General features: G+C 59.0%; 24 protein-coding genes. 18 read left to right on the forward strand and 6 right to left on the reverse strand.

Translation table 11 applies throughout. The features are described from left to right. Nucleotides 1–17: 17 nt before the first annotated feature. The 4 genes from B2D37_RS23550 to B2D37_RS04655 all read left to right on the forward strand — a co-directional run bounded on the left by B2D37_RS23550 (nucleotide 18) and on the right by B2D37_RS04655 (nucleotide 3,432). A complete protein-coding gene (locus B2D37_RS23550; protein ID WP_256573148.1) occupies nucleotides 18–425 on the forward strand; it encodes a PAS domain-containing protein in 408 nt (135 codons plus the stop codon). After that, nucleotides 337–1,353 (forward strand): ATP-binding protein, encoded by a 1,017-nt coding sequence (locus tag B2D37_RS04645; RefSeq protein ID WP_256573149.1) that lies wholly within the window; start codon nucleotides 337–339, stop codon nucleotides 1,351–1,353. Before B2D37_RS23550 ends, B2D37_RS04645 begins: the two co-directional genes overlap by 89 nt. 118 nt (nucleotides 1,354–1,471) lie before the next feature. Further along, complete coding sequence (yegS, locus tag B2D37_RS04650) at nucleotides 1,472–2,368, forward strand: lipid kinase YegS (protein WP_079201616.1); 897 nt, start codon at nucleotides 1,472–1,474, stop codon at nucleotides 2,366–2,368. A gap of 128 nt (nucleotides 2,369–2,496) precedes the next feature. Further along, complete coding sequence (locus B2D37_RS04655) at nucleotides 2,497–3,432, forward strand: chemotaxis protein CheV (RefSeq protein ID WP_079201617.1); 936 nt, start codon at nucleotides 2,497–2,499, stop codon at nucleotides 3,430–3,432. 161 nt (nucleotides 3,433–3,593) lie between these two features. Here B2D37_RS04655 and B2D37_RS04660 read toward each other — a convergent pair whose 3' ends face one another. After that, nucleotides 3,594–4,079, reverse strand: coding sequence for a DUF1499 domain-containing protein (locus B2D37_RS04660; RefSeq protein WP_079201618.1), 486 nt, complete (start codon nucleotides 4,077–4,079; stop codon nucleotides 3,594–3,596). Between B2D37_RS04660 and B2D37_RS04665 the strand changes: the two genes are divergently transcribed. Next, a complete protein-coding gene (locus tag B2D37_RS04665; protein WP_079201619.1) occupies nucleotides 4,078–4,881 on the forward strand; it encodes an MOSC domain-containing protein in 804 nt (267 codons plus the stop codon). The two genes, B2D37_RS04660 and B2D37_RS04665, sit on opposite strands and share 2 nt — an antisense overlap. Before the next feature lie 81 nt (nucleotides 4,882–4,962). On the opposite strand, the gene B2D37_RS04670 is transcribed toward B2D37_RS04665, so the two are convergent. After that, nucleotides 4,963–6,891: a transglycosylase SLT domain-containing protein gene (locus B2D37_RS04670; protein ID WP_079201620.1), complete on the reverse strand. Its 1,929-nt coding sequence runs from the start codon at nucleotides 6,889–6,891 to the stop codon at nucleotides 4,963–4,965. 109 nt (nucleotides 6,892–7,000) lie between these two features. Then, entirely contained in the window at nucleotides 7,001–7,147 is a 147-nt protein-coding gene (locus B2D37_RS23005; RefSeq protein ID WP_154067037.1) for a hypothetical protein, read from the reverse strand. Nucleotides 7,148–7,209: 62 nt separating this feature from the next. Here B2D37_RS23005 and B2D37_RS04675 point away from each other — a divergent pair, with 62 nt between their 5' ends. Further along, entirely contained in the window at nucleotides 7,210–9,123 is a 1,914-nt protein-coding gene (locus tag B2D37_RS04675; protein WP_079201621.1) for an ATP-binding cassette domain-containing protein, read from the forward strand. 62 nt (nucleotides 9,124–9,185) lie between these two features. After that, entirely contained in the window at nucleotides 9,186–9,872 is a 687-nt protein-coding gene (locus B2D37_RS04680) for a hypothetical protein (RefSeq protein WP_079201622.1), read from the forward strand. A gap of 44 nt (nucleotides 9,873–9,916) precedes the next feature. Here B2D37_RS04680 and B2D37_RS04685 read toward each other — a convergent pair whose 3' ends face one another. Beyond that, complete coding sequence (locus tag B2D37_RS04685; protein ID WP_079201623.1) at nucleotides 9,917–10,357, reverse strand: universal stress protein; 441 nt, start codon at nucleotides 10,355–10,357, stop codon at nucleotides 9,917–9,919. A gap of 86 nt (nucleotides 10,358–10,443) precedes the next feature. On the opposite strand from B2D37_RS04685, the gene B2D37_RS04690 reads away from it, so the two are divergent. The 7 genes from B2D37_RS04690 to B2D37_RS04725 all read left to right on the forward strand — a co-directional run bounded on the left by B2D37_RS04690 (nucleotide 10,444) and on the right by B2D37_RS04725 (nucleotide 19,379). Beyond that, nucleotides 10,444–10,881: a hypothetical protein gene (locus B2D37_RS04690; RefSeq protein ID WP_079201624.1), complete on the forward strand. Its 438-nt coding sequence runs from the start codon at nucleotides 10,444–10,446 to the stop codon at nucleotides 10,879–10,881. Between the two features lie 1,058 nt (nucleotides 10,882–11,939). After that, a complete protein-coding gene (fadB, locus tag B2D37_RS04700; protein ID WP_079201626.1) occupies nucleotides 11,940–14,087 on the forward strand; it encodes a fatty acid oxidation complex subunit alpha FadB in 2,148 nt (715 codons plus the stop codon). 30 nt (nucleotides 14,088–14,117) lie between these two features. Continuing rightward, entirely contained in the window at nucleotides 14,118–15,293 is a 1,176-nt protein-coding gene (gene fadA / locus B2D37_RS04705; RefSeq protein WP_079201627.1) for an acetyl-CoA C-acyltransferase FadA, read from the forward strand. 77 nt (nucleotides 15,294–15,370) lie between these two features. Then, the gene (locus B2D37_RS04710; RefSeq protein ID WP_079201628.1) at nucleotides 15,371–15,607 is read left to right on the forward strand and encodes a DUF1653 domain-containing protein; all 237 of its coding nucleotides are present in this window, start codon (nucleotides 15,371–15,373) and stop codon (nucleotides 15,605–15,607) included. 256 nt (nucleotides 15,608–15,863) lie between these two features. After that, entirely contained in the window at nucleotides 15,864–18,473 is a 2,610-nt protein-coding gene (gene topA, locus B2D37_RS04715) for a type I DNA topoisomerase (protein WP_079201629.1), read from the forward strand. Between the two features lie 76 nt (nucleotides 18,474–18,549). Continuing rightward, on the forward strand, nucleotides 18,550–19,068 hold the full coding sequence (locus B2D37_RS04720; protein ID WP_079201630.1) for a DUF6586 family protein: 519 nt from the start codon (nucleotides 18,550–18,552) through the stop codon (nucleotides 19,066–19,068). A gap of 77 nt (nucleotides 19,069–19,145) precedes the next feature. Continuing rightward, nucleotides 19,146–19,379, forward strand: coding sequence for a hypothetical protein (locus tag B2D37_RS04725; RefSeq protein WP_079201631.1), 234 nt, complete (start codon nucleotides 19,146–19,148; stop codon nucleotides 19,377–19,379). 125 nt (nucleotides 19,380–19,504) lie between these two features. Here the strand turns inward: B2D37_RS04725 and sulA are convergent, their stop codons facing one another. After that, nucleotides 19,505–19,978, reverse strand: coding sequence for an SOS-induced cell division inhibitor SulA (gene sulA, locus B2D37_RS04730; protein WP_079201632.1), 474 nt, complete (start codon nucleotides 19,976–19,978; stop codon nucleotides 19,505–19,507). Nucleotides 19,979–20,254: 276 nt separating this feature from the next. Continuing rightward, nucleotides 20,255–20,863 (reverse strand): transcriptional repressor LexA, encoded by a 609-nt coding sequence (lexA, locus tag B2D37_RS04735; protein WP_079201633.1) that lies wholly within the window; start codon nucleotides 20,861–20,863, stop codon nucleotides 20,255–20,257. A gap of 258 nt (nucleotides 20,864–21,121) precedes the next feature. Here lexA and B2D37_RS04740 point away from each other — a divergent pair, with 258 nt between their 5' ends. From B2D37_RS04740 to B2D37_RS04755, 4 genes are read left to right on the forward strand one after another with little or no spacing between them, the layout of a single operon-like run. Then, nucleotides 21,122–21,829 (forward strand): TetR/AcrR family transcriptional regulator, encoded by a 708-nt coding sequence (locus tag B2D37_RS04740; protein WP_079201634.1) that lies wholly within the window; start codon nucleotides 21,122–21,124, stop codon nucleotides 21,827–21,829. 48 nt (nucleotides 21,830–21,877) lie between these two features. Next, nucleotides 21,878–22,399 carry a L,D-transpeptidase gene (locus B2D37_RS04745; protein WP_079201635.1) on the forward strand — a complete coding sequence of 174 codons (522 nt, stop codon included), beginning with the start codon at nucleotides 21,878–21,880 and terminating at the stop codon, nucleotides 22,397–22,399. 25 nt (nucleotides 22,400–22,424) lie between these two features. Then, nucleotides 22,425–23,423, forward strand: a complete 999-nt coding sequence (gene nagZ, locus B2D37_RS04750) for a beta-N-acetylhexosaminidase (RefSeq protein ID WP_177345264.1) — start codon at nucleotides 22,425–22,427, stop codon at nucleotides 23,421–23,423. A gap of 10 nt (nucleotides 23,424–23,433) precedes the next feature. Further along, nucleotides 23,434–24,171 carry an S-methyl-5'-thioinosine phosphorylase gene (locus B2D37_RS04755; RefSeq protein ID WP_079201637.1) on the forward strand — a complete coding sequence of 246 codons (738 nt, stop codon included), beginning with the start codon at nucleotides 23,434–23,436 and terminating at the stop codon, nucleotides 24,169–24,171. The last annotated feature ends 39 nt before the right edge of the window (nucleotides 24,172–24,210 follow it).

Below are 24,210 nucleotides of genomic sequence, written 5' to 3' on the forward strand. Positions count from 1 at the left end.
CGGAATAAGGATGCGAGATGACGTCTGCACCAGAAGAGATATTGCCTGCGGAATTGGCCGCGGTGCTGCAGAGCATCAACCTCGGCGTTTTGTTGCTCGATAGCCAGTATCGGGTGGCGTTCTGGAACGATTTCATGGCGATCCACAGCGGTAAGGACTGCGATGAGGTCAGGGGGCGGTCGCTGTTCGATCTGTTTCCGGAATTGCCAAGGCTGTGGGTGCAGAAGAAAATCGACGGGGTGTTCGCCTTGCACAACCTGTGCGTTCACTTCCTGGCAGCAACGCCCGCACCTGTTCAGTTTCGCCGGCAGCCGGCCCATCACCGGCTCGACCGAAATGATGTACCAGAATTGCACCTTCTCGCCGATGATGGCGGCCGCAGGCACCGTCAACTATGTCTGTCTGACCATCGCCGATGCGACTGAAACCGCGGCCCAGCATCTGCAACTGGAACGCCTCAATCAATTGCTGCGCGCGGAACAAAGTGAGCAGGCGCGGCTGATTCACAAGCTCGAAGACGCCCAGGCGCAACTGCTGCAATCGGAGAAAATGGCGGCGATCGGCCAGTTGGCCGCAGGGGTTGCCCACGAGATCAATAACCCGGTGGGTTACGTCTACTCCAACTTCAGCAGCCTGGAGCGTTATGTCGGCGACCTGTTTCGCCTGGTCGAGAGCTACCAGGCGGCGGCAGCCGAACATCAGGATGCGGCCTTGTGCGCGCAACTGGAGCAGGCCAATCAGGCGCTGGATTACGATTTTCTGCGCAGCGACATGGCCGACCTGGTGCGTGAGTCACGTCAGGGCCTGGAACGGGTCAAGCAGATCGTTCAGGATCTGCGTGACTTCTCCCATATCGACTCGGGCGACTGGCAGGAGGTCGACTTGCACAAGGGCCTCGACAGCACGCTCAACGTGATCTGGAGCGAGATCAAGTTCAAGGCCGAGGTGGTCAAGAACTACGGCGAATTGCAACCGGTGCAGTGTCTCGGCTCGCAGCTCAACCAGGTGTTCATGAACCTGATCATCAATGCCGCCCATGCCATCGAGGAGCAGGGCACTATCTGGCTGGAAACCGGAACTCAGGGTGATTGGGTGTTCGTGCGGGTGCGCGACAGTGGCAGTGGTATTGCCCCGGAGCATCTGACCCGCTTGTTCGACCCGTTCTTCACCACCAAACCGGTTGGGCAAGGCACCGGCCTCGGGCTCTCGGTGTCTTACAGCATCGTGGCCAAACACCATGGCCGTCTGGAAGTCGAGAGCGAACTTGGCAAGGGCACAGTGTTTACCGTGTGGCTGCCATGCTGTCAGCCGCCGCAAGGCGATAGCGCAGCCGGTCTGCAGCAGGGCGAGTGATGCATGCTGCTGCAGGCTGGGTTATAGGCTATAGCCAGATGGGCACTATGTTGCGTTGGTGTGCTAGCTTTTCGTTGTCCACTGAGTCTCGATCCGATTAGGCCCCAAGGCGCTGGTTATGAGCGAACGCAGAGCATTATTGATCTTGCATGGCAAGCAAGCCGGCAACCAAGAGGTACGCGCCGCGGTAACGACGCGCCGTGAGGATGGCTGGCAGCTCGACGTGCGGGTCACCTGGGAGGCGGGTGACGCCCGTCGACTGGTCAACGAGGCCCTGCAGGCCGGCTATCCGATACTGATCGCCGGAGGTGGTGACGGCATGTTGCGCGAGGTGGCCGAAGCGATGGCACTGGCGCACACCGAGGCCAGTCTGGTGCTACTGCCGCTGGGTACCGCCAACGACTTCGCCAATGCTGCGGGATTACCGTTAAGTCCCCTCGAGGCGCTGGCGTTGCTGGATGAGCCGGCGCAGCCGATCGACCTGGGCGAGGTCGATGGTCAGCTTTATCTCAACATGGCCACGGGTGGTTTTGGCTCTAATATCACCGCCAATACCTCCGAAGACCTCAAACGCCTGCTCGGCGGCGCTGCCTACTTTCTCACCGGGTTGGCCCGCTTTGCCGAGGTGCGCTCGGCCTTTGGTCGCTTCACCGGGCCGGATTTTTTCTGGGAGGGCGAGTTCATTGCCATGGGCATCGGCAATGGGCGACAGGCTGGCGGCGGGCATCTGCTTTGCCCGGATGCGCGAGTGAATGACGGTTTGCTGGATGTCTGTATAGTCCCGGCCGCGGAGGATGTGGTTGGCACCTTGGGCACCTTGTTGTCCGGCGGGATCAACGGCTTGCAACGCGTCGCACTCAGCGCGCGCTTGCCCTGGCTGGAAGTCGAGGCGCCGGAAGGTCTGGATTTGAATCTGGATGGCGAGCCGCTGGAAAGCCGCCACCTGCGTTTTTCCGCGCGGCGTAATGCGTTGCGGGTGCATTTGCCGGTGGGTTCGCCGCTACTCTGTGAGTAATGTCGATGGCCCTTGGCTGGCACCGCTGCGCCTGCTCGTGCAAGATGGCGCCCGGTCGGCTTCAGCACTGTCGCTCCTTGCCGATACCCTTGCTGTAACTGGATTCGATCAACAATTTGGAGCGCGCAATGGCTGGCATTCTTGACTCGGTGGATAAACGCACCCAACTGGTGGGCGAGAACCGCCTGGAAATTCTGATGTTTCGCCTGGCCGGGCGGCAGTTGTTCGCGATCAACGTGTTCAAGGTGCAGGAAGTCCTGCAGATGCCCAAGCTGACGCTGATGCCACACCGCCATCGCTTTGTCTGTGGAGTGGTCAATCTGCGTGGCCAGACCCTGCCGGTCATCGACCTGTCGCAAGCCATCGGCATGCGCCCGATAGTGCCGGATGAGCGCAGCACCATCATCGTTACCGAGTACAACCGTTCCGTGCAGGCCTTTCTGGTCGGCGGCGTCGATCGCATTCTCAACCTCAACTGGGAATCCATCCTGCCGCCACCGGGTAGTGCGGGGCGTCAGCATTACCTGACGGCGATCACCAAAGTCGAAGAGCAGTTGGTGGAAATCATCGATGTGGAAAAGGTGTTGGCCGAGATCGTGCCCTACAACGCCAAGATTTCCGGCGACCGCTTGGCCGACCCTGTGCTGGAGCGTGCGCGTGGGCGTGAGGTGCTGCTGGTAGACGACTCCAGCGTGGCCCTGGCGCAGTTGCGCGAGACCCTGTCGCAGTTAGGTTTGACGATGCATGTGGCCACCGATGGCCTGAAAGGCTTGAACATGCTGAAAAAATGGGCCGATGCCGGTGAGGTGCTGACCGATAAACTGCTGATGGTCTTCACCGATGCGGAAATGCCCGAGATGGACGGCTATCGCCTGACCACTGAAATTCGTCAGGATCCCCGCCTGAAGGATCTCTACGTGGTGCTGCATACCTCGCTGTCGGGTAGTTTCAACGAGGCCATGGTGAAGAAGGTCGGCTGCGACAACTTCCTCTCCAAGTTTCAGCCGGACAAACTGGTCGACGTGATCCGCGAACGCCTGATGCTCGACGAACCAAGCGCGTAGAAGGGCGGTCCGGGCGACGTTCCGTTCGGCGCGCAGCGACAGTCCTCCGTTTTTTCGCCGCGCGATAAGCCCACGGTGCACTGCCTGCGGGTAGGGCGGCCTCGGAGCGCAGCGACAGCCCGCCGTTTTTTTGCGTTGCGCCAATTGCAGCCAGGCAGCCGCTACTGCTGCTCGCCGAGCCGTTGGCGCAAATGCTCGATGCGCTTGCGGTTGACGCCCAAGTCCGAGTAGCCCAAACGTGAGGCCGAGCGCACATCGACGGCCTGATCGCCGATCAGGAACTCCACGTCATCGACGAAACGCAGTACCTGGCTGCTGAATTCGGCATGCAGGTAATTGGCGTCTTGCTCGATCAAGCGTACCCGGGGTTCGTCGGCCAATAGCTTGACCAGCAGTGCCTGGGTCTGACTCGGGCTGCCTCGCAGTAGCAGCGGCTCGATCCGCTGCTCCGCGTCACTGGCCTGGCTGCTGACACAGTTGGGCGACTCCGGGCAGGGAGTCAGGCGCCCATCGTGCACGCCCAGATTGTCAAGCGGGCTGCCGCTACAGCCACTCAGCAGGACCATCAGGACCAAACCCAAGGCGGGCTTGTGGGTACGCCCGGTTACTCGTATAAGGACTTTTTGCCGAACTGGATGCTGGCTCATGTTACGTCTCTCCGGGTTGTACCGTTATCCACTGAAGTCTGGCATCGCCGAACCACTAACTGAAATTCAGCTGGATGCCCTGGGCGTGGTCGGTGACCGACGCTGGATGCTAGTCGATGCACAGAATGGGCGCTTTCTTACCCAGCGGGCGTTGCCGCATATGAGTCAATTGCTGGCACGGCACAATGCTGCGGGTGGCCTGACCCTGAGCTCGGCTGGTTTTCCTGTACTCGAGGTGCCCTTGCCCGGCGTTGATGCTGCGCTGCGCGGCGTGTTTATCTGGAGTGACAGCCTGTATGTGCCGGATGCGGGCGATGAGGCGGCCGAGTGGTTGAGCCGTTTTATCGGCAAGCCCTGTCGACTGGTGCATGTGCCTGCCGAGCGCGCCCGGTTTATCGCGGGTAATCTCAGCGCGGAAGAGAAGGTCGGTTTCGCCGATGGCTTCCCTTTGCTGTTGATCGGCCAGGCTTCGCTGGATGATTTGTCGGTGCGGGTCGGGCGGCCGCTGGAAATGCTGCGTTTTCGGCCGAATCTGGTGGTCGAGGGCGGAGCGGCCTATGCCGAGGACAGTTGGCGGCGTATCCGCATTGGTGGCATCGAGTTTCGCGTGGCCAAGGGCTGCACTCGCTGCATCCTCACGACCCTGGATCCGCTGACAGGCGAGCGCAGTGCCGACCGTGAACCGCTCACTACGCTGAAGACCTATCGCGCCCGTGAGGGTGAGGTGTACTTCGGTCAGAATCTGATCAATCAAGGTGTCGGTGGGCTGCAGCTCGGCATGTCGGTTGAGGTGTTGGAGTAAGCCACAAACTTCGAGCCATCAGCTGCCAATACACGCGTGATGAGGTGTCTGAGCACCTCATCCTGATTCACCTGCCGCCGCCTACTGATCGTCGAAGTAACGCTCGTGCCAGGCAATCAGTGGTTGCGGGGCGTTGAGCTTCTGCCCGTAGATCACCGAATAAGACAGCACGTTCTGCACGTACTGACGGGTTTCGTCGAACGGGATGTTCTCGATCCAGACGTCATACGCCAGGTGATCGGCGCCGCGTAGCCACTGGCGTACACGGCCGGGGCCGGCGTTATAGGCGGCAGAGGCGAGCACGCGGTTGCCGTTGAATTGACCGTAGACCTGGCTCAGGTAGGCAGCGCCGAGCTGGATGTTGGTATCCGGCAGCAGGACATTGTTTGGATTGCTCAAGGGGATGCCGAACTTGCGGGCGGTCTCCTTGGCGGTCGCCGGCATCAACTGCATCAGGCCCATGGCGCCTACCTGGGACTTGGCATCGGCCATGAAGGCGCTTTCCTGGCGGGTAATGGCAAATAACCAGCTGGAGTGCAGGCCACGTTTCTTCGACTCAATGGTCAGCGGTTCGCGGTGGGCCATGGGGAAGCGCACGTCCAGGTCGTCCCAGTACTGCGCCTGGCTGATGGTGCGAATCGCCGGAAAGTACCACTCCATGTCGTATGCCAGACGCGCTTGGGCAACCAACTCATCACGGCTGAACAGGCGGCTGACGTGATACCACTCGCGGCGACCATCGACGATCTGGCCGCGTTCGTGGAATTCCATTGCCCGGCGAATACCTGCGGCGTTGCGCACTTTTTGTACGGTCTTGGCTGAAAGCAGCAACGGCTTGTTGTTTAGCTGGTAGGGCGCTTCGACCTGGTCGGCGGCCATGAAACCGTAGAAATCGCGCTCCTTGGCCAGGGTTTGGTAGAGCGCTTTCGGCTCCTGGCTGTTGGGCTGGGCCAGCTGCAGGCTGCGTGCCTGCCAGTAACGCCAGCGGTTGGTCTGCCCCAGCTCCTCGGGCATTTTGCGGGTCAACTGGTGTGCCTCGTCCCAGCGGCCGAGGCGCAACAGAAGGCGCGCACGCCATTCACTGACGGTATTGTCACGCAGTTGCGGGTCGTACTGCGCCATGACCTTGAGCGCGCGGGCGTCGAAGCGTTTTGCCAGGGTCAGGCCAATTTCACGAGCGATGGCAACTTGCTCGTCGCTGGAAAACTTCATGCGCTTGGCATAGCTATCCAGCAGCGTCAGGGCTTGTTCCGGGTCTTGCCGGGCCAGGCGGCGCAGGCCGAGGCCGACTACATCGGCCATGGCTGAATCGTTGGAGCTGAAGCGAGCGGTTTGGCTGAGGATTTGTGGTTTCTGCGCCACTTCCAGTAACAGCTTGCCGTGGTTGCCCAGGGTTGGCAGTTCCTTGATCAGGTAGCTGGCCAAGCCATAGTTGCGGGTTTCGGCGGCCAGTTTGGCGCGTTTCCAGCGCATTTCTTCGGTGAGTTGGCCCTTGGCGGCCCACTGGTCGAACAGGCGATCGCAGGCATTGGGTTGCGACTTGCCGACCAGCCAGAGTTTTTCGGCAGTGGCAAAGCCCTCGGCAAACATGCCGTGGCTCAGCTGATATTGGCCGTACAAGCAATCCAGTTCGGTGAAGTTCAGCGCGGGATCATAATAGTTGATGAAGGTTTTCCACTCGCCGCGCTCGGCCAGCCAGCGCAGCCAGCGCAATTTCATCCAGCCGGCCTGTGGCAGGTCGCCATGTTCGGCCAGGAATTTCTCAATCTCGTCGTTGCTCGCCCATTTGAGTCGAGCGGTCAGTTCGTCATAGGCCAGGTAAGGCTCCAGCGGGTAATTACGCAGGGCCTGGGCATAGCGTTGATAAGGGGCTTTGTCGCCTTTGGCCAAGGCGGCTTTGGCCACGTCATAGTACTGGCGCTGCTGGGCCAGGCTGGCAGCCTGAGTCGCTGCGGTTGTCGCTGCGGTGATGATTAAACAGGAAAGCAGGAAAAACAGACGACCGCGCATGACACATCCGGGTAAGCAAATGAGAGGAGCGACAGTAAGACCGCCGCTAGATTCATCTAGCTTAGCCTTTTGCCGGGGGCAGGTGAAAGTCACGCTGCCGACTGGCGGCTTAATGAAAATTGCCAGCAAACTCGCAGCGCTTCTCGGTTAGAATGCGCGCCCAGTTTTTGCCGGGACCTGCGGGCGTCGGCAAATAAGTTTTTTGCGGTGATAAAGCTTCGCAGAATAGGGCTGGAACGCGCAGATAGCTGTTCATTTCTTGCGCTTTCGCAGCCGTTGCCTGCTTGTTTATCAGTCGCTGTATTATCGAGGCGTGCCATGACCCTGCTTAAGTTCACCGATGTTTCCCTGGCCTACGGCGCCATGCCGCTGCTGGACAAGGTGTCTTGGCAGATTGCCCGTGGCGAGCGGGCCTGCATCATCGGCCGTAATGGTACCGGCAAATCGAGCATGCTGAAGCTGGTCAAAGGCGACCAGAAGCCTGATGACGGCTCGGTCTGGCGCGCGCCGGGGTTGAAGATCGGCGAATTACCGCAGGAGCTGCCAGATGCCGACGGACGGACAGTCTTCGATGTGGTTTCCCAGGGCCTGGACGGTGTCGGCGAACTGCTTGCGCAGTATCACCACCTGAGCCAGAACATCGTCACCGATGCCGATCTGGACAAGCTCATGCATGTCCAGCATGACCTCGAAGCCCGTGACGGTTGGCGGTTGCAGCAACTGGTCGATAGCACCTTGAGTCGTTTGCAGTTGCCGGCCGACAAGACCCTGGCTGAACTGTCCGGTGGCTGGCGGCGGCGGGTGTTGTTGGCCCAGGCGCTGGTCTCCGAGCCGGACCTGCTGTTGCTTGACGAGCCAACCAACCACCTGGACATCGGTGCCATCGCCTGGCTGGAAGAGGCGTTGTTGGGCTTCAACGGCGCCGTGTTGTTCATAACCCATGACCGGGCCTTCCTGCAGAACTTGGCCACGCGCATTCTCGAGTTGGATCGCGGCGGCTTGATCGACTGGAATGGCGACTACGCCAGTTTCCTGGTGCACAAAGAGGCCACCCTGGCGGCCGAAGAAACCGCCAACGCATTGTTCGACAAGCGTCTGGCCCAGGAAGAAGTGTGGATTCGTCAGGGCATCAAGGCGCGTCGCACCCGTAACGAAGGACGCGTGCGGGCCTTGAAAGCCTTGCGGGTCGAGCGCAGCGAGCGCCGTGAACGTACCGGCAAAGCCAATATCCTGCTGGATACCGCCGATAAATCCGGTAAGCAGGTGATGGTGCTGGAGAACGTCAGTTTCGCCCATCCGGGTGGGCCGATGCTGATCAACGATTTCTCCATGGTGCTGCAGCGTGAGGACCGTATCGGCCTGCTCGGCGCCAACGGTACCGGCAAAACCACGTTGTTGAAGTTGATGCTCGGCGGCTTGCAGCCAACTAGTGGCAGCGTCAAGGAGGGCACGCGCATCGACGTGGCTTACTTCGACCAGCTACGTCATCAGCTTGACCTGGAAAAAACCGTGATCGATAACGTCGCCGAAGGCCGCGACTTCATCGATATCGATGGGCAAAGCCGGCACGTACTGAGCTACCTGGGTGACTTCCTGTTCAGCCCGCAGCGTGCTCGCACGCCAGTCAAGGCGTTGTCGGGTGGCGAGCGTGCGCGCCTGTTGCTGGCCAAGCTGTTCAGCAAGCCAGCCAACCTGCTGGTACTCGACGAACCGACCAACGACCTCGACGTAGAAACCCTCGAGTTGCTTGAAGAGGTGTTGTTGACGTTCAAGGGCACCGTGCTGATGGTCAGTCACGACCGGGCATTCCTCGACAATGTGGTGACCAGCACCCTGGTCTTCGAGGGCGAGGGCAAGGTTCGCGAATACGTTGGCGGTTATCAGGACTGGCTGCGTCAGGGCGGTTCACCGCGTTTGCTCGGGGTTGGCGAAACCAAGGGCGGTAAGGCCGAATTGGCTTCAGCGGTAGTCGACGCATCGCCTGCCCCTGCACCCGAGGGGGCTGCGGTCGTAAAGAAGAAGCTCAGTTACAAGGTGCAGCGTGAGCTGGAGTTGCTTCCCGCGCAGATCGACGTGCTGGAAGTGCAGATAGCGGCATTGGAGGCGCAGATCGGTGCCCCGGCTTTTTACCAGCAATCTGCGGAAAAAAGTGCCGAGGTGTTGGCTCGTTTGCAAAGCCAGCAGCAGGAACTGGATAAACTGCTGGAGCGTTGGGCCGAACTGGAAGGCTGAGTCCGACTGCCGCAGGCTGATTATCCCCAAGCAGAACCTCAACACGTCTGGCGGAGACACGCATGGCCATCGAGTATCGGATTACTCTCGACGATAATCACGAGTTCAGTTACCGGATCGAACTGGACCGCGTGTATGACTCCGCTCAGGCCCAGGACGCGCCCAACTGGACGCGCCTGGACCACCAGCAGTGCAGCAATTGTCCGCTGAGCAGGAACGATTTCAGTCACTGCCCGGCAGCGGTCGATTTGCATCGGGTGATCGAGGATTTTCAAGGTCTGCCGGCCTTCAAGAAAGCGATGGTCTGGGTGCGCACGCCAGAGCGTGAATACACCAAGCAGGTCGGTCTGGAAGAGGGGTTGCGTGCCCTGCTCGGGGTGATCATGGCGACCAGTGCTTGTCCGGTGTTGGGCAAGCTCAAGCCGATGGCGCAGAATCACCTGCCGTTCGCCAATAATCAGGAATTCACCCTGCGCGCGGTTTCGCTGTACCTGGCGCGGCAGTACTTCAATTTCCGCGAAGGGCGTCTTGCGGATTGGGAACTCAAGGGTTTGGTGCGCATGTTCCAGCAGTTGCAGTTGGTCAATCAGGCGTTCTGGCAGCGGATTCACGACACCTGTGAGGGCGACTCGAATCTCAAGGCCTTTCTGACCTTCTTTTCCATGTCATCGAGCATGACCTATTCGCTGGAAACTCAGTTGCAGAAGATTCGTCCGTTGGTAATGAGCGCGGGCGACAATTTCGAATGATCCTGGAGCGAATGAGGCATGGCGCCTCATTCGCCAGGTGTGCGCTACTCGGGTTTCTTCAGGCGTACAGCCAGCACGTCGCAGGGTGCACCGTGCAGCACGTCATTGGCGGTGGAGCCGAGTAGTAAAGCCAGGCCATGGCGGCCATGGCTGCCAACGATGATCAGGTCGCAACTTTGCTCTTCAGCCAGGCGGTGTATTTCCTGGCGGGGCTGGCCATAAGCCAGATGGCGTTGATCTGCAGCCAGATCGGGATACTTTCCGGCAAAACTGTCCAGACGTTCGCGGGCTTGCTCGAATTGCTGCTGTTGCAGCATCGACAAATCCATTGGCACATCACCGCCAAACGCCATGGCCATGGGTTCGACTATATGGACCACCGATAATTTTGCGTGACTGCTCGAGGCCAGCTTCTGCGCGCGCTTCATGACTGGGTCGCATTCTTCGGTTAGGTCGACAGCGACCAGAATATGCTGGTAAGGCATGGGTGGTTCCTTCTAAGGGTGACCGATGGTGATAAGTATGGCCGCATTGAGTGCTTGTAACAGGGTTATACCAGCGAGATAAATTTATGCCCACATGGATCATATTGTTGCTTCTGGCTTTTGTGCTTAGCCCACTGGCCATGCTGATGCCGTCGCGGCGACAGCGTGGGCGGATGGATGTACGTTTGCAAGCCCGGCGCATGGGGTTGGCGATGCAGTTGTCGCGCGAGCAATGGCCGCACTGGCTGGCCATTGAGCCGCCGGGCCAGTGTCCGCAATATCACCGGGCGCGACGTCGTGGCCATGAAGATTGCTGGTGCTACTGGCAGGCTGAACCCGGACAGTGGCTGAATCAATGGCGCGAGCTTTGCGACGATGTGCCATTGGCCGAACAATTGGCCAGCCTTCCGGTCGATGTGTACAAGGTCGAGGCAACCGCACAGATGATTGCGCTGTATTGGGGGGAGCGGGAAGGATCGGACTCGCTGCCGACGATTGCCAGTTTCTTGCTTGCGCGTGCTTGAGTGACAGCTCATTGAGGCGTCAGGCCATCAAGAAAGAAAACCCGATGCAAGCACCGGGTTATAAATGTGGCCAGGCAGGCCGGAAAGGTCGAATGAGCCATGCGCCGAGTGCGCGCTGGCTCGGAGCTGCATGTTCGTGTATTGGCTGGAAGCCTCTTCAGGCCTTCTAATGATGCTGTCGGAATACTTGTTCGTCAGAAATGGCGCGCTGCTTTCATGGCAATTGCCAAGCGATTATTCAGCCGCGTCACTGGCCGCTGATGCTATCGAGCGACTGCTTGATTTGCCGGCTGTTCTACGAGGGCGGTTCCAGGCGCACCAGTTTTTGTCGGCGAACGCCTTGACCATTGCTTCCAGTGGTCGCGCTTCCCCAGCGCTATAAAAGGTCGCGGCTAGCGAAGCATAGTCGAGTGAAAATGCATGCGTCAGCAGGTTTTGCGCGCGGCATTACGGGGTCAGTGCCGCGGTGCGGCGTCTATCTTCCGGCTCGATTGTGTCATATGGCACTGCTGGCGCAGTGCCGTCAATTGTGGTCGCTGGTTGCCAGGCCGGCCACCGGCTACACGTCAGTGAATGCCTTGGTTTTCGCTGCGCTGATGGCCTTCCATGCTGCTGTAGATAAAAGTCGCTGAGGCTTTTTGTGCGCCTTGGCGCAGTTGAAGCGGTCTCGTCAAGCTGCTGGAGGACTCAATGGCATGGGTCGCTGTTGTCGGTTATTTGTCGGATTTTTTCTGTTTATCGGTACTGATGATCACCTGATCGCTTCAAAATAAGGCTGTCCGTCAGCCGGAATCCTCGCTCGGGGAGTCGCCGATGCATCAAGCTACACGCGACCAATTGACAATCTGCAGCTTTTCCTTGAAGGTGGGCACACCCGAATCAAACGGGCGTATGAATTGAGCGTTTGCTGAAAAAGGCAGCGCCAATCCAGTCCGATTATCGCGTCGGCGGGTGTGCCAGGCTCATAGCGCTACTCTCTCAAACGGCTGAGCCGTGGGGTAGCAAGCTGGTTGGCTCCGATGTGTACTGTTCAGCTTCCATATCGTGGAGATCAGTTGATGATTTACGAAGGTAAAGCCATCACGGTTAAGGCTCTTGAGAGCGGCATAGTCGAATTGAAATTCGACCTCAAGGGTGAGTCCGTCAACAAATTCAACCGTCTAACCCTTAACGATCTGCGTCAGTCGGTTGATGCAATCAAGGCCGATGGTTCGATCAAGGGCGTGATTGTCACCAGTGGCAAAGACGTATTCATCGTCGGCGCCGATATCACCGAGTTCGTCGACAACTTCAAGTTGCCGGATGATGAGCTGGTGGCTGGCAACCTCGAAGCCAACAAGATCTTCAGTGATTTTGAAGACCTCGATTTCCCGACAGTCGTCGCAATCAACGGCATCGCTCTCGGCGGTGGTTTTGAAATGTGCCTGGCGGCGGATTACCGGGTCATGGCCGACAGCGCCAAAGTGGGCCTGCCGGAAGTCAAACTGGGTCTGTACCCAGGTTTCGGTGGCACCGTGCGTCTGCCGCGTTTGATCGGTACCGACAATGCGGTCGAGTGGATTGCCTCGGGCAAAGAGAACGGCGCAGGCGATGCCCTGAAAGTAGGTGCGGTCGATGCAGTAGTGGTCGCCGACAAGCTTCAGGCGGCTGCGCTGGATCTGGTCAAACGCGCGATCTCCGGCGAACTTGACTACAAAGCCAAGCGTCAGCCGAAGCTGGATAAGCTCAAGCTGAATGCCATCGAACAGATGATGTGCTTCGAAACCGCCAAGGGCTTCGTTGCAGGCCAGGCCGGCCCGAATTATCCGGCCCCGGTCGAAGCGATCAAGACCATTCAGAAAGCTGCCAACTTTGGCCGTGACAAGGCCCTGGAAGTGGAAGCCGCCGGTTTCGTCAAGCTAGCCAAGACCTCGGTTGCCGCCAGCCTGATCGGGCTGTTCCTGAATGATCAGGAACTGAAGAAAAAAGCCAAGCATTACGACGAAATCGCCAAAGACGTGAAACTGGCTGCCGTCCTTGGTGCCGGCATCATGGGTGGCGGTATCGCCTACCAGTCGGCGGTCAAGGGTACGCCGATCCTGATGAAGGATATCCGTGAAGACGGTATCCAGATGGGGCTGAACGAAGCCTCCAAGTTGCTCGGTAATCGCGTGGCCAAAGGCCGCCTGACCGCAGCGAAGATGGCTGAAGCCCTCAACGCCATCCGTCCGACCCTGTCCTACGGCGATTTCGCCAACGTCGACATCGTCGTCGAAGCCGTGGTCGAGAACCCCAAGGTCAAGCAAGCGGTACTGGCCGAAGTAGAAGGCGCGGTGAAGGAAGATACGATCCTCGCCTCCAACACCTCGACCATTTCCATCAGCCTGCTGGCCAAGGCGCTCAAGCGTCCGGAAAACTTCGTCGGCATGCACTTCTTCAACCCGGTACACATGATGCCGTTGGTCGAAGTCATCCGTGGTGAGAAGTCTAGCGAGGTGGCGGTTGCCACTACCGTGGCTTACGCCAAGAAGATGGGCAAGACCCCGGTTGTAGTCAACGACTGCCCGGGCTTCCTGGTCAACCGTGTGCTGTTTCCCTACTTTGGTGGCTTCTCCAAGCTGCTCGAGCTCGGTGTCGACTTCGTGCGTATCGACAAGGTGATGGAGAAATTCGGCTGGCCCATGGGCCCGGCGTATCTCTCCGATGTGGTCGGTATCGATACCGGTCACCATGGTCGTGACGTGATGGCCGAAGGCTTCCCGGATCGCATGGCGGTCGAAGGCCGTACCGCGGTCGACGTGATGTATGAAGCGGACCGCCTGGGCCAGAAGAACGGCAAGGGTTTCTACTCGTACGAAATGGACAAACGCGGCAAGCCGAAGAAGGTCATCGACCCTGTGGCTTACGAGTTGCTCAAGTCCATCGTCACCGAGCAGCGTGAAGTGACCGATGAAGACATCGTCAACTTCATGATGATCCCGCTGTGCATGGAAACCGTTCGTTGCCTGGAAGACGGTATCGTCGAGACTGCTGCCGAGGCCGATATGGGTCTGGTTTACGGCATTGGCTTCCCGCCGTTCCGTGGTGGCGCACTGCGTTACATCGACAGCGTCGGTGTCGCCGAATTCGTGACCCTGGCCGACAAGTACGCCGATCTGGGCGCGCTGTACACCCCGACTGCCAAGCTTCGCGAAATGGCCGCCAACGGCCAGAAGTTTTTCGGTTAATCGCGCACAGACTAGAGCGAGAGTGAATTTATGAGCCTGAATCCTAGAGATGCAGTGATCGTCGACTTCGGTCGTAGCCCGATGGGGCGTTCCAAGGGCGGTATGCATCGCAACACCCGTGCCGAAACCCTGTCGGCCAACCTGATCAGCGGCTTGCTGACACGTAACACCAAGGTCGATCCGGCCGAAGTGGAAGACGTGATCTGGGGCTGCGTCAACCAGACCCTGGAGCAGGGCTGGAACGTCGCGCGCATGGCGTCGCTGATGACCCAGATTCCGCACACCAGCGCTGCGCAGACGGTCAGCCGTCTGTGTGGTTCCTCCATGAGCGCCCTGCATACTGCCGTGCAGGCGATCCAGACCGGCAACGGCGACGTGTTCGTCATCGGTGGTGTCGAGCACATGGGCCATGTCGGCATGATGCATGGCGTCGATCCGAACCCGCACCTGTCGCTGTATGCCGCCAAGGCGTCCGGCATGATGGGTCTGACCGCGGAAATGCTTGGCAAGATGCACGGCATCAACCGCGAGCAGCAGGACGCTTTCGGTGAGCGTTCGCACCGCCTGGCGCAAAAGGCCACCGTCGAAGGCAAGTTCAAGGATGAAATTATCCCGATGCAGGGCTACGACGAGAACGGCTTCCTGAAGGTATTCGACTACGACGAAACCATTCGTCCGGAGACCACCCTGGAAAGCCTGGCTGCCCTGAAGCCTGCGTTCAACCCGAAAGGTGGCACCGTGACTGCGGGTACTTCCTCGCAGATCACTGATGGCGCTTCCTGCATGATCGTCATGTCTGCCCAGCGCGCCAAGGATCTCGGCATCCAGCCGATGGCCGTGGTACGTGCCATGGCGGTCGCCGGTGTCGATCCGGCGATCATGGGTTACGGCCCGGTACCCGCTACTCAGAAAGCCCTCAAGAGGGCGGGTCTGAGCATCAATGACATCGACTTCTTCGAGCTCAACGAAGCCTTCGCCGCACAGGCCCTGCCGGTGCTGAAGGATCTGAAAGTGCTCGACAAGATGGAAGAGAAGGTCAACCTGCACGGCGGCGCGATTGCGCTTGGTCACCCATTCGGTTGTTCCGGTGCGCGTATCTCCGGTACCCTGTTGAATGTGATGAAGCAGAATGGTGGCACTTTTGGTGTGTCGACCATGTGCATCGGCCTCGGTCAGGGCATTACCACTGTCTTCGAACGCCTTTAAGCGTTCACAGACGAAAAACCGGGGCCTCGTGCCCCGGTTTTTGTTTGTCGACGGGAAAAAATTCAAGGAATTTAGCGATGCAATTACAGCCCGGCCTTTATCGCCACTACAAGGGACCCGAGTACCGCGTATTTGGCATAGCCCGGCATTCCGAGGAAGAGCAGCAAGTAGTGGTCTATCAGGCGCTATACGGCGAGTACGGCTTGTGGGTGCGCCCGCTGGAGATGTTTTGTGAACGCGTCGAAGTGGATGGCGAGTTGGTTCCACGCTTTACTCTAATTCAGGCCGAAACAAGTCTTTTCGACCGGATCTGAACGCAGGTCGCGCTATTGCTGCGCTTGACCTCAGCCTGAGCGCCACTATATATAGCGGTGCCGCGCTGGCCGGCTATTGAAAACCATGCGCTGGATCGTGCAGCGTTGAACGCGGTCGAAGCATGCCGCTCTACAGCATGTAAACTCCGCCTCTTCGGTTGAATTCACCTCGCCAGTTATTGATACGCACTATTTTCTACAGTCTGTATGGCGCCTCTCGCCTTTCATTTATCGAATTTCAGGAATTTTCCAATCCATGGGCAAATCGCTGGTCATCGTGGAATCCCCGGCCAAGGCCAAGACCATCAACAAGTATCTGGGCGACCAGTACGTGGTGAAGTCGAGCATCGGCCACATTCGTGACCTGCCTACCAGCGGTTCTGCAAGTGCTAACAAAGAACCGGTCAAGCGGGGCAAGGCGGCGGCTGGTGAAGTGCCGGCGTTGTCGCCCAAGGAAAAGGCCAAACGCCAACTGGTGGCGCGCATGGGGGTCGATCCCGAGCAGGGCTGGAAGGCCAAGTACGAAATCCTCCCGGGCAAGGAAAAGGTTGTCGAAGAACTGCGCCGATTGGCCAAGGATGCCGACACCATCTATCTCGCAACCGACTTGGATCGCGAGGGGGAAGCTATTGCCTGGCACCTGCGCGAATCAATTGGTGGCGACGACAGCCGCTACAAGCGCGTGGTATTCAACGAGATCACCAAGAAGGCCATTCAAGAGGCCTTTTCCAAACCGGGCGAGTTGGACATCAATCGGGTCAATGCCCAGCAAGCGCGGCGCTTCCTCGACCGTGTAGTGGGTTACATGGTTTCACCATTGCTGTGGGCCAAGATTGCGCGTGGTCTTTCGGCGGGCCGGGTGCAGTCGGTGGCAGTGAAGTTGGTGGTCGAGCGCGAGACCGAGATTCGCGCCTTCGTTCCTGAAGAATATTGGGACGTGCACGCCGATCTCGGCACGGCCAAGGGCGCCAATGTGCGCTTCGAGGTGGCCCGCGAAAACGGCGCTGCTTTCAAACCGCTGGACGAGACTCAAGCGATGGCCGCCCTGGCTACGCTCGAGGCCTCTAGCTACAGCATTACCAAGCGTGAAGACAAACCGACCAGCAGCAAACCGTCGGCACCGTTCATCACCTCCACCCTGCAGCAGGCGGCGAGCAACCGTCTGGGCTTCGGGGTGAAGAAGACCATGATGATGGCCCAGCGTCTGTACGAGGCCGGTTACATAACTTACATGCGTACCGACTCGACCAACCTGTCGGCCGATGCCGTGAGCATGGTGCGTGACTTCATTGAGGGCGAGTTCGGCAAGAAATACTTGCCGGCCAACCCGATTGCCTACAGCAGCAAGGAAGGCGCGCAGGAGGCGCACGAGGCGATTCGTCCGTCTGATGTCAACCTCAAACCAACCCAGCTAAGCAAAATGGAGCGTGACGCCGAGCGCCTGTACGAGCTGATCTGGCGCCAGTTCGTGGCATGCCAGATGCCGCCTGCCGAGTACCTGTCGACTACCGTGACCGTCACCGCCGCGCAGTTTGAATTGCGCGCCAAGGGCCGCATTCTCAAGTTCGACGGTTACACCCGGGTATTGCCACAAATGAGCAAGCCGGGCGACGACGATGTCTTGCCGGACATGGCCAAGGGCGATGCGATCAAACTGATAAAGCTCGATCCGAGTCAGCATTTCACCAAGCCGCCGGCACGTTATTCAGAAGCCAGCCTGGTCAAGGAGATGGAGAAGCGCGGTATCGGTCGTCCGTCGACCTATGCGGCAATCATCTCGACCATTCAGGATCGCGGCTATGTCGCACTGCACAACCGGCGCTTCTATTCGGAAAAGATGGGCGACATCGTTACCGGACGTCTGAGCGAAAGTTTCTCCAACCTGATGGACTACGGCTTTACTGCCGGCATGGAAGAGAACCTGGATGATGTGGCCCAGGGCGAGCGCGAGTGGAAGCATGTGCTCGACGAGTTCTATGGCGACTTCAAGAAGAAGCTCGAAGTGGCCGAGGCCAGCGACAGTGGCATGCGTGCCAACTTGCCGACGCCGACCGATATCCCATGCCGTGAGTGCGGTCGGCCGATGATGATACGGACTGCCTCCACCGGAGTTTTCCTCGGTTGTTCCGGGTATGCGTTGCCGCCGAAAGAGCGCTGCAAATCGACCATCAATCTGGTGCCTGGCGATGAAGTCGCCGCGGACGATGAGGGCGAGTCGGAGTCGCTGGTGCTGCTCGGCAAGCATCGCTGCGACAAGTGCGGCACCGCCATGGATGCCTATCTGCTCGACGAGACGCGCAAGCTGCATATCTGTGGCAACAACCCGGATTGCACGGGCTACGAGATCGAACAGGGTCAATACCGGATCAAGGGTTACGAAGGCCCAAGCCTGGAGTGCGACAAGTGCGGCAGCCAGATGCAGCTGAAGACCGGGCGTTTCGGCAAGTTCTTCGGTTGCACCAACACTGAGTGCAAGAACACCCGCAAACTGCTGAAAAGCGGTGAAGCCGCTCCGCCGAAGATGGACCCGGTGAAGATGCCGGAGCTCAAGTGCGAGAAGGTCAATGACACCTATATCTTGCGCGACGGCGCCGCGGGTTTGTTCCTGGCGGCCAGTCAGTTCCCGAAAAATCGCGAGACCCGTGCGCCGCTGGTGCTGGAACTGATCCCGCACAAGGCCGAAATCGACCCGAAGTATCACTTCCTCTGTGATGCGCCGAAGAAAGACCCTGAAGGTCGCGCTGCGGTTATTCGCTTCAGTCGCAAGACTAAAGAGCAGTACGTGCAGACTGAGGTCGATGGCAAGCCTACTGGCTGGCGTGCCTTCTATGATGGCGGCAAGTGGAAGGTCGAAGAGAAGGGATGATCGGGACAAGGTGCGCGTCTGCAGTCAGCAGGCGCGCGTATAGTGGCTTGATCGGTCCGTAGTGGAGGGCGCCTTGATGGCCCATGAACTGTACACCCGTACCAACCAGAAGCTCTTCTATGCCGGTCTGTCGCTGGAGTCCTGGCGCGCTGCGCAAGAGGGGCGAGCAGTCAATTCTTTGGCCCTGATACAAGCTGGGCGTGAGGCTGCGCTATTCCATCTCTATGGGGCGCTGCTGGGTCTGTGTCACGAGATTGCCGGTTACTATCGCTTGCCTGAAAGTAATGCAGCACGGGCCGAGCAGTTGCTGGACAAGGCACTGCTGGATGCTGCTCCCAGTCCTGAGTTGGCCGAGCTTATCGAGTTGGCGCAGCAGCCGGAAACCTGGCTGGCTCAGCTGCTGAAGGCTTATGGCGAACTGTTTCAGCCGCCGCAGGCGGCGAAAAAGGTCAAGGTCGACCCGCGCACTCCCTTGATCGTGGCGGTTAGCCTGGATCAGGAGGAGCCGCCACTGGCGCGTGAAACGCTGGAGGTTTGGCGACAGGAGTTGCAGGGGTTGGCCAAGCGCTTTCGCGAGTCGTTGAGTGAGTGGTGAGTCGAGTTTGGATAAGCGGTCTAGGGTGAGCCTTGGGCGACTGTTATAATACCGGCCTTTCGTGGAGAGCCAGCCCTATGCCTACATCCTACCTTGAGATCGTCGAGTTGCCCGATGGGCGCATTGCACTGCGTCGTGCAGAAGACGAAGAAACCTTGGTGGTGCTGGATTTTTCTGCTGATGCCAAGGAATTCCTCCAGGGTCAGCACATCGAGGTAGCCAAGGCTATGCTCAGTGTCGGCGTGCAAATGGCGGGGAAATTGGCTGAAGGTGATTTTGACCACGCACAAGGCCCGCGTGTGCTGCACTGATTGCGGGTGGGTTGTCTCGACGCTGATAGTGCTTTCAGCAGCTGGTTCTAGGTGTTGTGGCTGGTCCATGTGCCTGGTTGATGGTGTCGTCTCATGCACAGTCCTTGTGCCATTGCCCGCGAATTTTACCCCAGACTGATGTTGAGGCTTTGCGCCTTGCCCTGTCGTGCGGCCTGCTCCAGTTGCTCCCGAGCATACTGTTCAAGAGGGTGAAGCCAGCTGACGACTGTATGGCTACGGCCCAGCTTCAGTGCCTCCTGTGCCAGTTGCAAGGCACTTTGTTTGCCCCTTGGATGAAGTAACAGAATGCGCTCGCGGTTGAGGCCGGCTTCGCGCAGCCAGGTTTGCGTCAGGCTGCTGTGCGGGGCAATCAGGCTCAGCCAGCGCGCATCTTTGTTCTGGCTCAGCTCGCGGAGAATTGGCGCGAGCAGGTTCAGGCAGTGACCTGCAGTACCTCGTAGCGACATTTCACTGAAGGCTTCGGGGTTCTCCTGCCAGGGTGACGCCACAATCTGATTCAGCCGTGGCGTCACTGCTGAAGCCATCAGCCCCTCGAATAGTGGTAACTGTGTACGCTTTAGTGACTGTGGGGACTGCATAGAACCTCCTCTGGCAGGCGGTGGGAAACTACCTGCGGTTTGCCCTCTTGGTGTCAAAGCTAGGGGCGTTTAAAGCGGCCTCACAGCCATTGCGTGACCCGCCTGAACGAAACCTGAGTGGCTGAGTGAAGCGAGGCAGGTGCACGTTTAGCGAGGGAAGTAGCTCTTTTGACCTGCTGTGGTTGCACTGCCTTCGACTATTGCTTGGCTCCACTGCGTGTGTCCATCTTGGTCAGTCGTGGGTGATCACTGCCGGGTTCAGGTTGCTGGAGTCTGTTAACGACGGATAACACCGACACTTAAACCTTCGATAATTAGCTCCTGCTCTTCCAGATTTACTTCAATGGGGGCGAACTCGGAATTTTCGGCAATCAGCCAGACCTTGTTGCCTTCGCGCTTGAAGCGCTTGACCGTCACTTCGTCATCGATGCGGGCTACCACTATTTGCCCGTTGTGCACTTCGCGGGTGGTGTGCACGGCGAGCAGGTCCCCGTCGATAATACCAATGTCCTTCATGCTCATGCCGCGCACGCGTAGCAGGTAGTCGGCCTTGGGGTGGAAAAACTCGGGGTTTATCCGGCATGAGTCTTCAATATTCTGCTGCGCTAGAATGGGTGCGCCGGCGGCGACGCGGCCGATCACGGGTAAGCCCTCTTCCGCGTTGTTAGGTTCGTAGCCAGGGATGCGAATGCCACGTGAGGCGCCGGGGGTCATTTCGATGGCCCCTTTGCGGGCCAGGGCCTTGAGGTGTTCCTCTGCGGCATTGGGTGACTTGAAACCAAGTGCCTGAGCGATTTCCGCACGGGTTGGCGGATAGCCGTTGTCGTCAAGGCAGTGCTTGATGAAGGCGAGAATTTCAGCTTGGCGTGGCGTCAGTTTCAGCATGTTGGACTCTGTCTTTTTATACAGTGACTGGGATTATATACAGTGATCGAGGGTTGGCAATCCTCCATTTTTCTTCTTGGCTTAAATGCGCTGCTTGTTGTTTGATCCGCTCTGCGGGTTACTTGCTGAACTGACGAGCACATCAGCTGTTGTTTGCTGCTGATCCATGACTGTCCGGCCATATAATGGCTTGCGTGACTTGACAAGATGGTGGGTCGAAACGTATGTTTCAAACAAGTGTTTGTCAGGTAGGTAGTCATGGCTCAGTCGGAAACCGTTGAACGCATTCTCGATGCAGCGGAGCAGTTGTTCGCAGAAAAAGGTTTCGCGGAAACTTCATTACGGCTGATCACCAGCAAGGCTGGAGTCAACCTGGCAGCGGTGAACTATCATTTTGGTTCCAAAAAAGCGCTGATCCAGGCCGTGTTCTCGCGCTTTCTCGGTCCTTTCTGCAGCAGCCTCGAGCGCGAGCTGGACCGTCGCCAGGCCAAGCAGGAAGTGAAGGTCAGTCTTGAGGAATTACTCGAGTTGTTGGTGGATCAGGCGCTGGCCGTGAAACCGCGTAGTGGCAACGACTTGTCGATATTCATGCGTCTGTTGGGTTTGGCCTTCAGCCAGAGCCAGGGCCACCTGCGCAAATATCTGGAAGAGGTGTATGGCAAAGTCTTCCGCCATTACATGCTCCTGGTGCATGAAGCCGCACCGCGTCTCCCTCCGCTTGAGTTGTTCTGGCGCGTGCATTTCATGCTCGGCGCTGCGGCATTCAGCATGTCCGGGATCAAGGCATTGCGCGCCATGGCCGAGACCGACTTCGGGGTGAGCACCTCGATCGAGCAGGTCATGCGCATGATGGTGCCATTCCTGGCGGCTGGCATGCGTTCGGAAAGCGGTGTGAGCGATGAGGTGCTGGCCGCCGCTCAACTCAAGCCGCGCGTCAAGAGCGCTGGCCTACCCGCCAAGGTTTGATGTCGCGCTTGTGGGCTTGGCCAGCCCGATCCGCTAAGCTAGTCGCCCATGCGCGACCTCGACTTTCTACATCTCTCTCTCGCTGATCAGTGCCTGTACGGTTTTGCCGACGGGCAGTTGATATTGCGCCTGCCTGTGTCTACCGCCCTCAATGGTCCGGGCGAGCTGAATGGCTCCGGCTGCACGCCGCGTGGGTTGCATCGAGTGCGGGCGAAGATCGGCGAAGGCTTGCCGCTGAGGGCGGTATTGCGAGGCCGTCGCTGGACGGGCGAGGTCTGGTCGCCGGCTCTGGCTGCGCAATTCCCCGGGCGCGACTGGATTCTCACGCGGATCATCTGGCTCAGTGGTTGTGAGGTGGGGCGCAATCGACTAGGGGAGGTCGATACCTTCCGCCGCTATATCTATTTACACGGCACGCCGGACACTGAGCCCATGGGCGTGCCGCGCTCCCACGGTTGTGTGCGGCTCCGCAATGCCGATCTGCTGTCGCTGTTCCCGCTCGTCCCTGTGCAATGTGCCGTGCGCATCGATGAGGCGGCCTGTCCGCTCTGGGCAGCGGCGTCACTTTAGTTAAGGATTATTTGTGAGTTCACCCCTGCAAGGCTCGTTGATGCTGGATATCGCCGGCACTTGGTTGACCGCCGAGGATCGCCAGATCCTGCGCCAGCCCGAAGTGGCTGGCTTGATCCTGTTCGGGCGCAATATCGAGCACCCGAGGCAGGTGCGCGAGTTGTCGGCCGCGATTCGCGCGGTACGCCCGGATCTGCTCCTGGCCGTCGATCAGGAGGGCGGGCGGGTGCAGCGTCTGCGTCAGGGTTTTGTACGGTTACCGGCTATGCGGGCAATTGCTGATAACGCTAATGCCGACGTCTTGGCTGAGCACTGTGGCTGGTTGATGGCCATCGAAGTGTTGGCCGCGGGTCTGGATCTGAGCTTTGCGCCGGTGTTGGATCTGGATCATCAGCGCAGTGCCGTGGTTGGCAGTCGGGCCTTTGAGGCAGATGTACTGCGTGTGACACAGTTGGCCGCAGCGTTTATTCGCGGCATGAGCGCGGCAGGTATGGCTGCGACAGGCAAGCATTTTCCCGGGCATGGCTGGGCCGAGGCCGACTCCCATGTGGCGATTCCAGTGGATGAGCGCAGCCTCGAGCAAATTCGCGCCTGCGATCTGCAGCCGTTCGCTCAATTGAGTCGGCAGTTGGCCGCGGTGATGCCGGCGCATGTGATCTACCCGCAGGTCGATGACCAGCCTGCAGGCTTCTCGCGGCGCTGGTTGCAGGAAATTCTGCGTGGTGAGTTGCAGTTCACCGGGGTGATTTTCAGCGATGATTTGTCGATGGCCGGGGCCCATGTGGTGGGTGACGCGGCTTGTCGCATCGAAGCGGCACTGACAGCGGGCTGCGACATGGGGTTGGTCTGCAATGATCGCGCGGCCGCGGAGTTGGCGCTGAGCGCATTACAGCGTTTGCAGGTGGTCACTCCACCAGGTTTGGCACGTATGCGTCGCCAGGCTTTCCCTGGTATGGAATATCGGCAGAGCCCGCGATGGCTGGAAGCAGTCGGCGCGTTACGCGCCGCGCAATTAATCGACTGAGGAGAGTTTGATGACTGTCTACGCCATAATCGGCGGTACTGGTTTGACCCGGCTTGATGGGTTGACCATTAAAGCTGCGCTGCATGTTGATACACCCTACGGTGCTCCCTCGGCACCGGTATTGCGGGGTGAGTATGCCGGCCGGGAAGTGTTGTTTCTTGCCCGCCATGGACACCCGCACCGGATCCCGCCGCATCAGGTGAACTATCGCGCTAATCTCTGGGCGCTCCGGCAGTCGGGTGCCAAGGCGATTATTGCGGTGAATGCGGTTGGTGGCATCCAGGCGGCCATGGGCACTGGGCATTTCTGTCTGCCGCACCAGATAATCGACTACACCTCGGGGCGTGAGCACACCTTTTATGAGGGTGAGTTGGAACATGTCACCCATGTGGATTTCAGCCACCCTTACGATGCTGGGTTGCGGGAAAAACTGGCCGGAGCGCTAGCTGCCGAGCGTTGCGCTTTTAGCGCGCAGGGGGTCTATGGCTGCACTCAGGGGCCGCGCCTGGAGACGGTTGCCGAGATCGCCCGAATGGAACGTGACGGTTGCGATATCGTCGGTATGACCGGCATGCCCGAGGCGGTTCTAGCGCGGGAGCTGGCGTTGCCTTATGCCTGTCTGGCGTTGGTGGTGAACCCGGCAGCGGGTAAATCCAATGTGTTGATTACCATGGCCGCCATCGAGCGGGCCTTGGACGAGGGCATGGACCGGGTCAAGGCCGTCTTGGCCAATGTGCTGGCCGGCTGAGTATTTTGGCTGTGAACAAAAGGGTCGCTATCGCGGCCC

Source organism: Pseudomonas sp. CC6-YY-74, from assembly GCF_002025205.1.
GTDB lineage: Bacteria > Pseudomonadota > Gammaproteobacteria > Pseudomonadales > Pseudomonadaceae > Aquipseudomonas > Aquipseudomonas paeninsulae.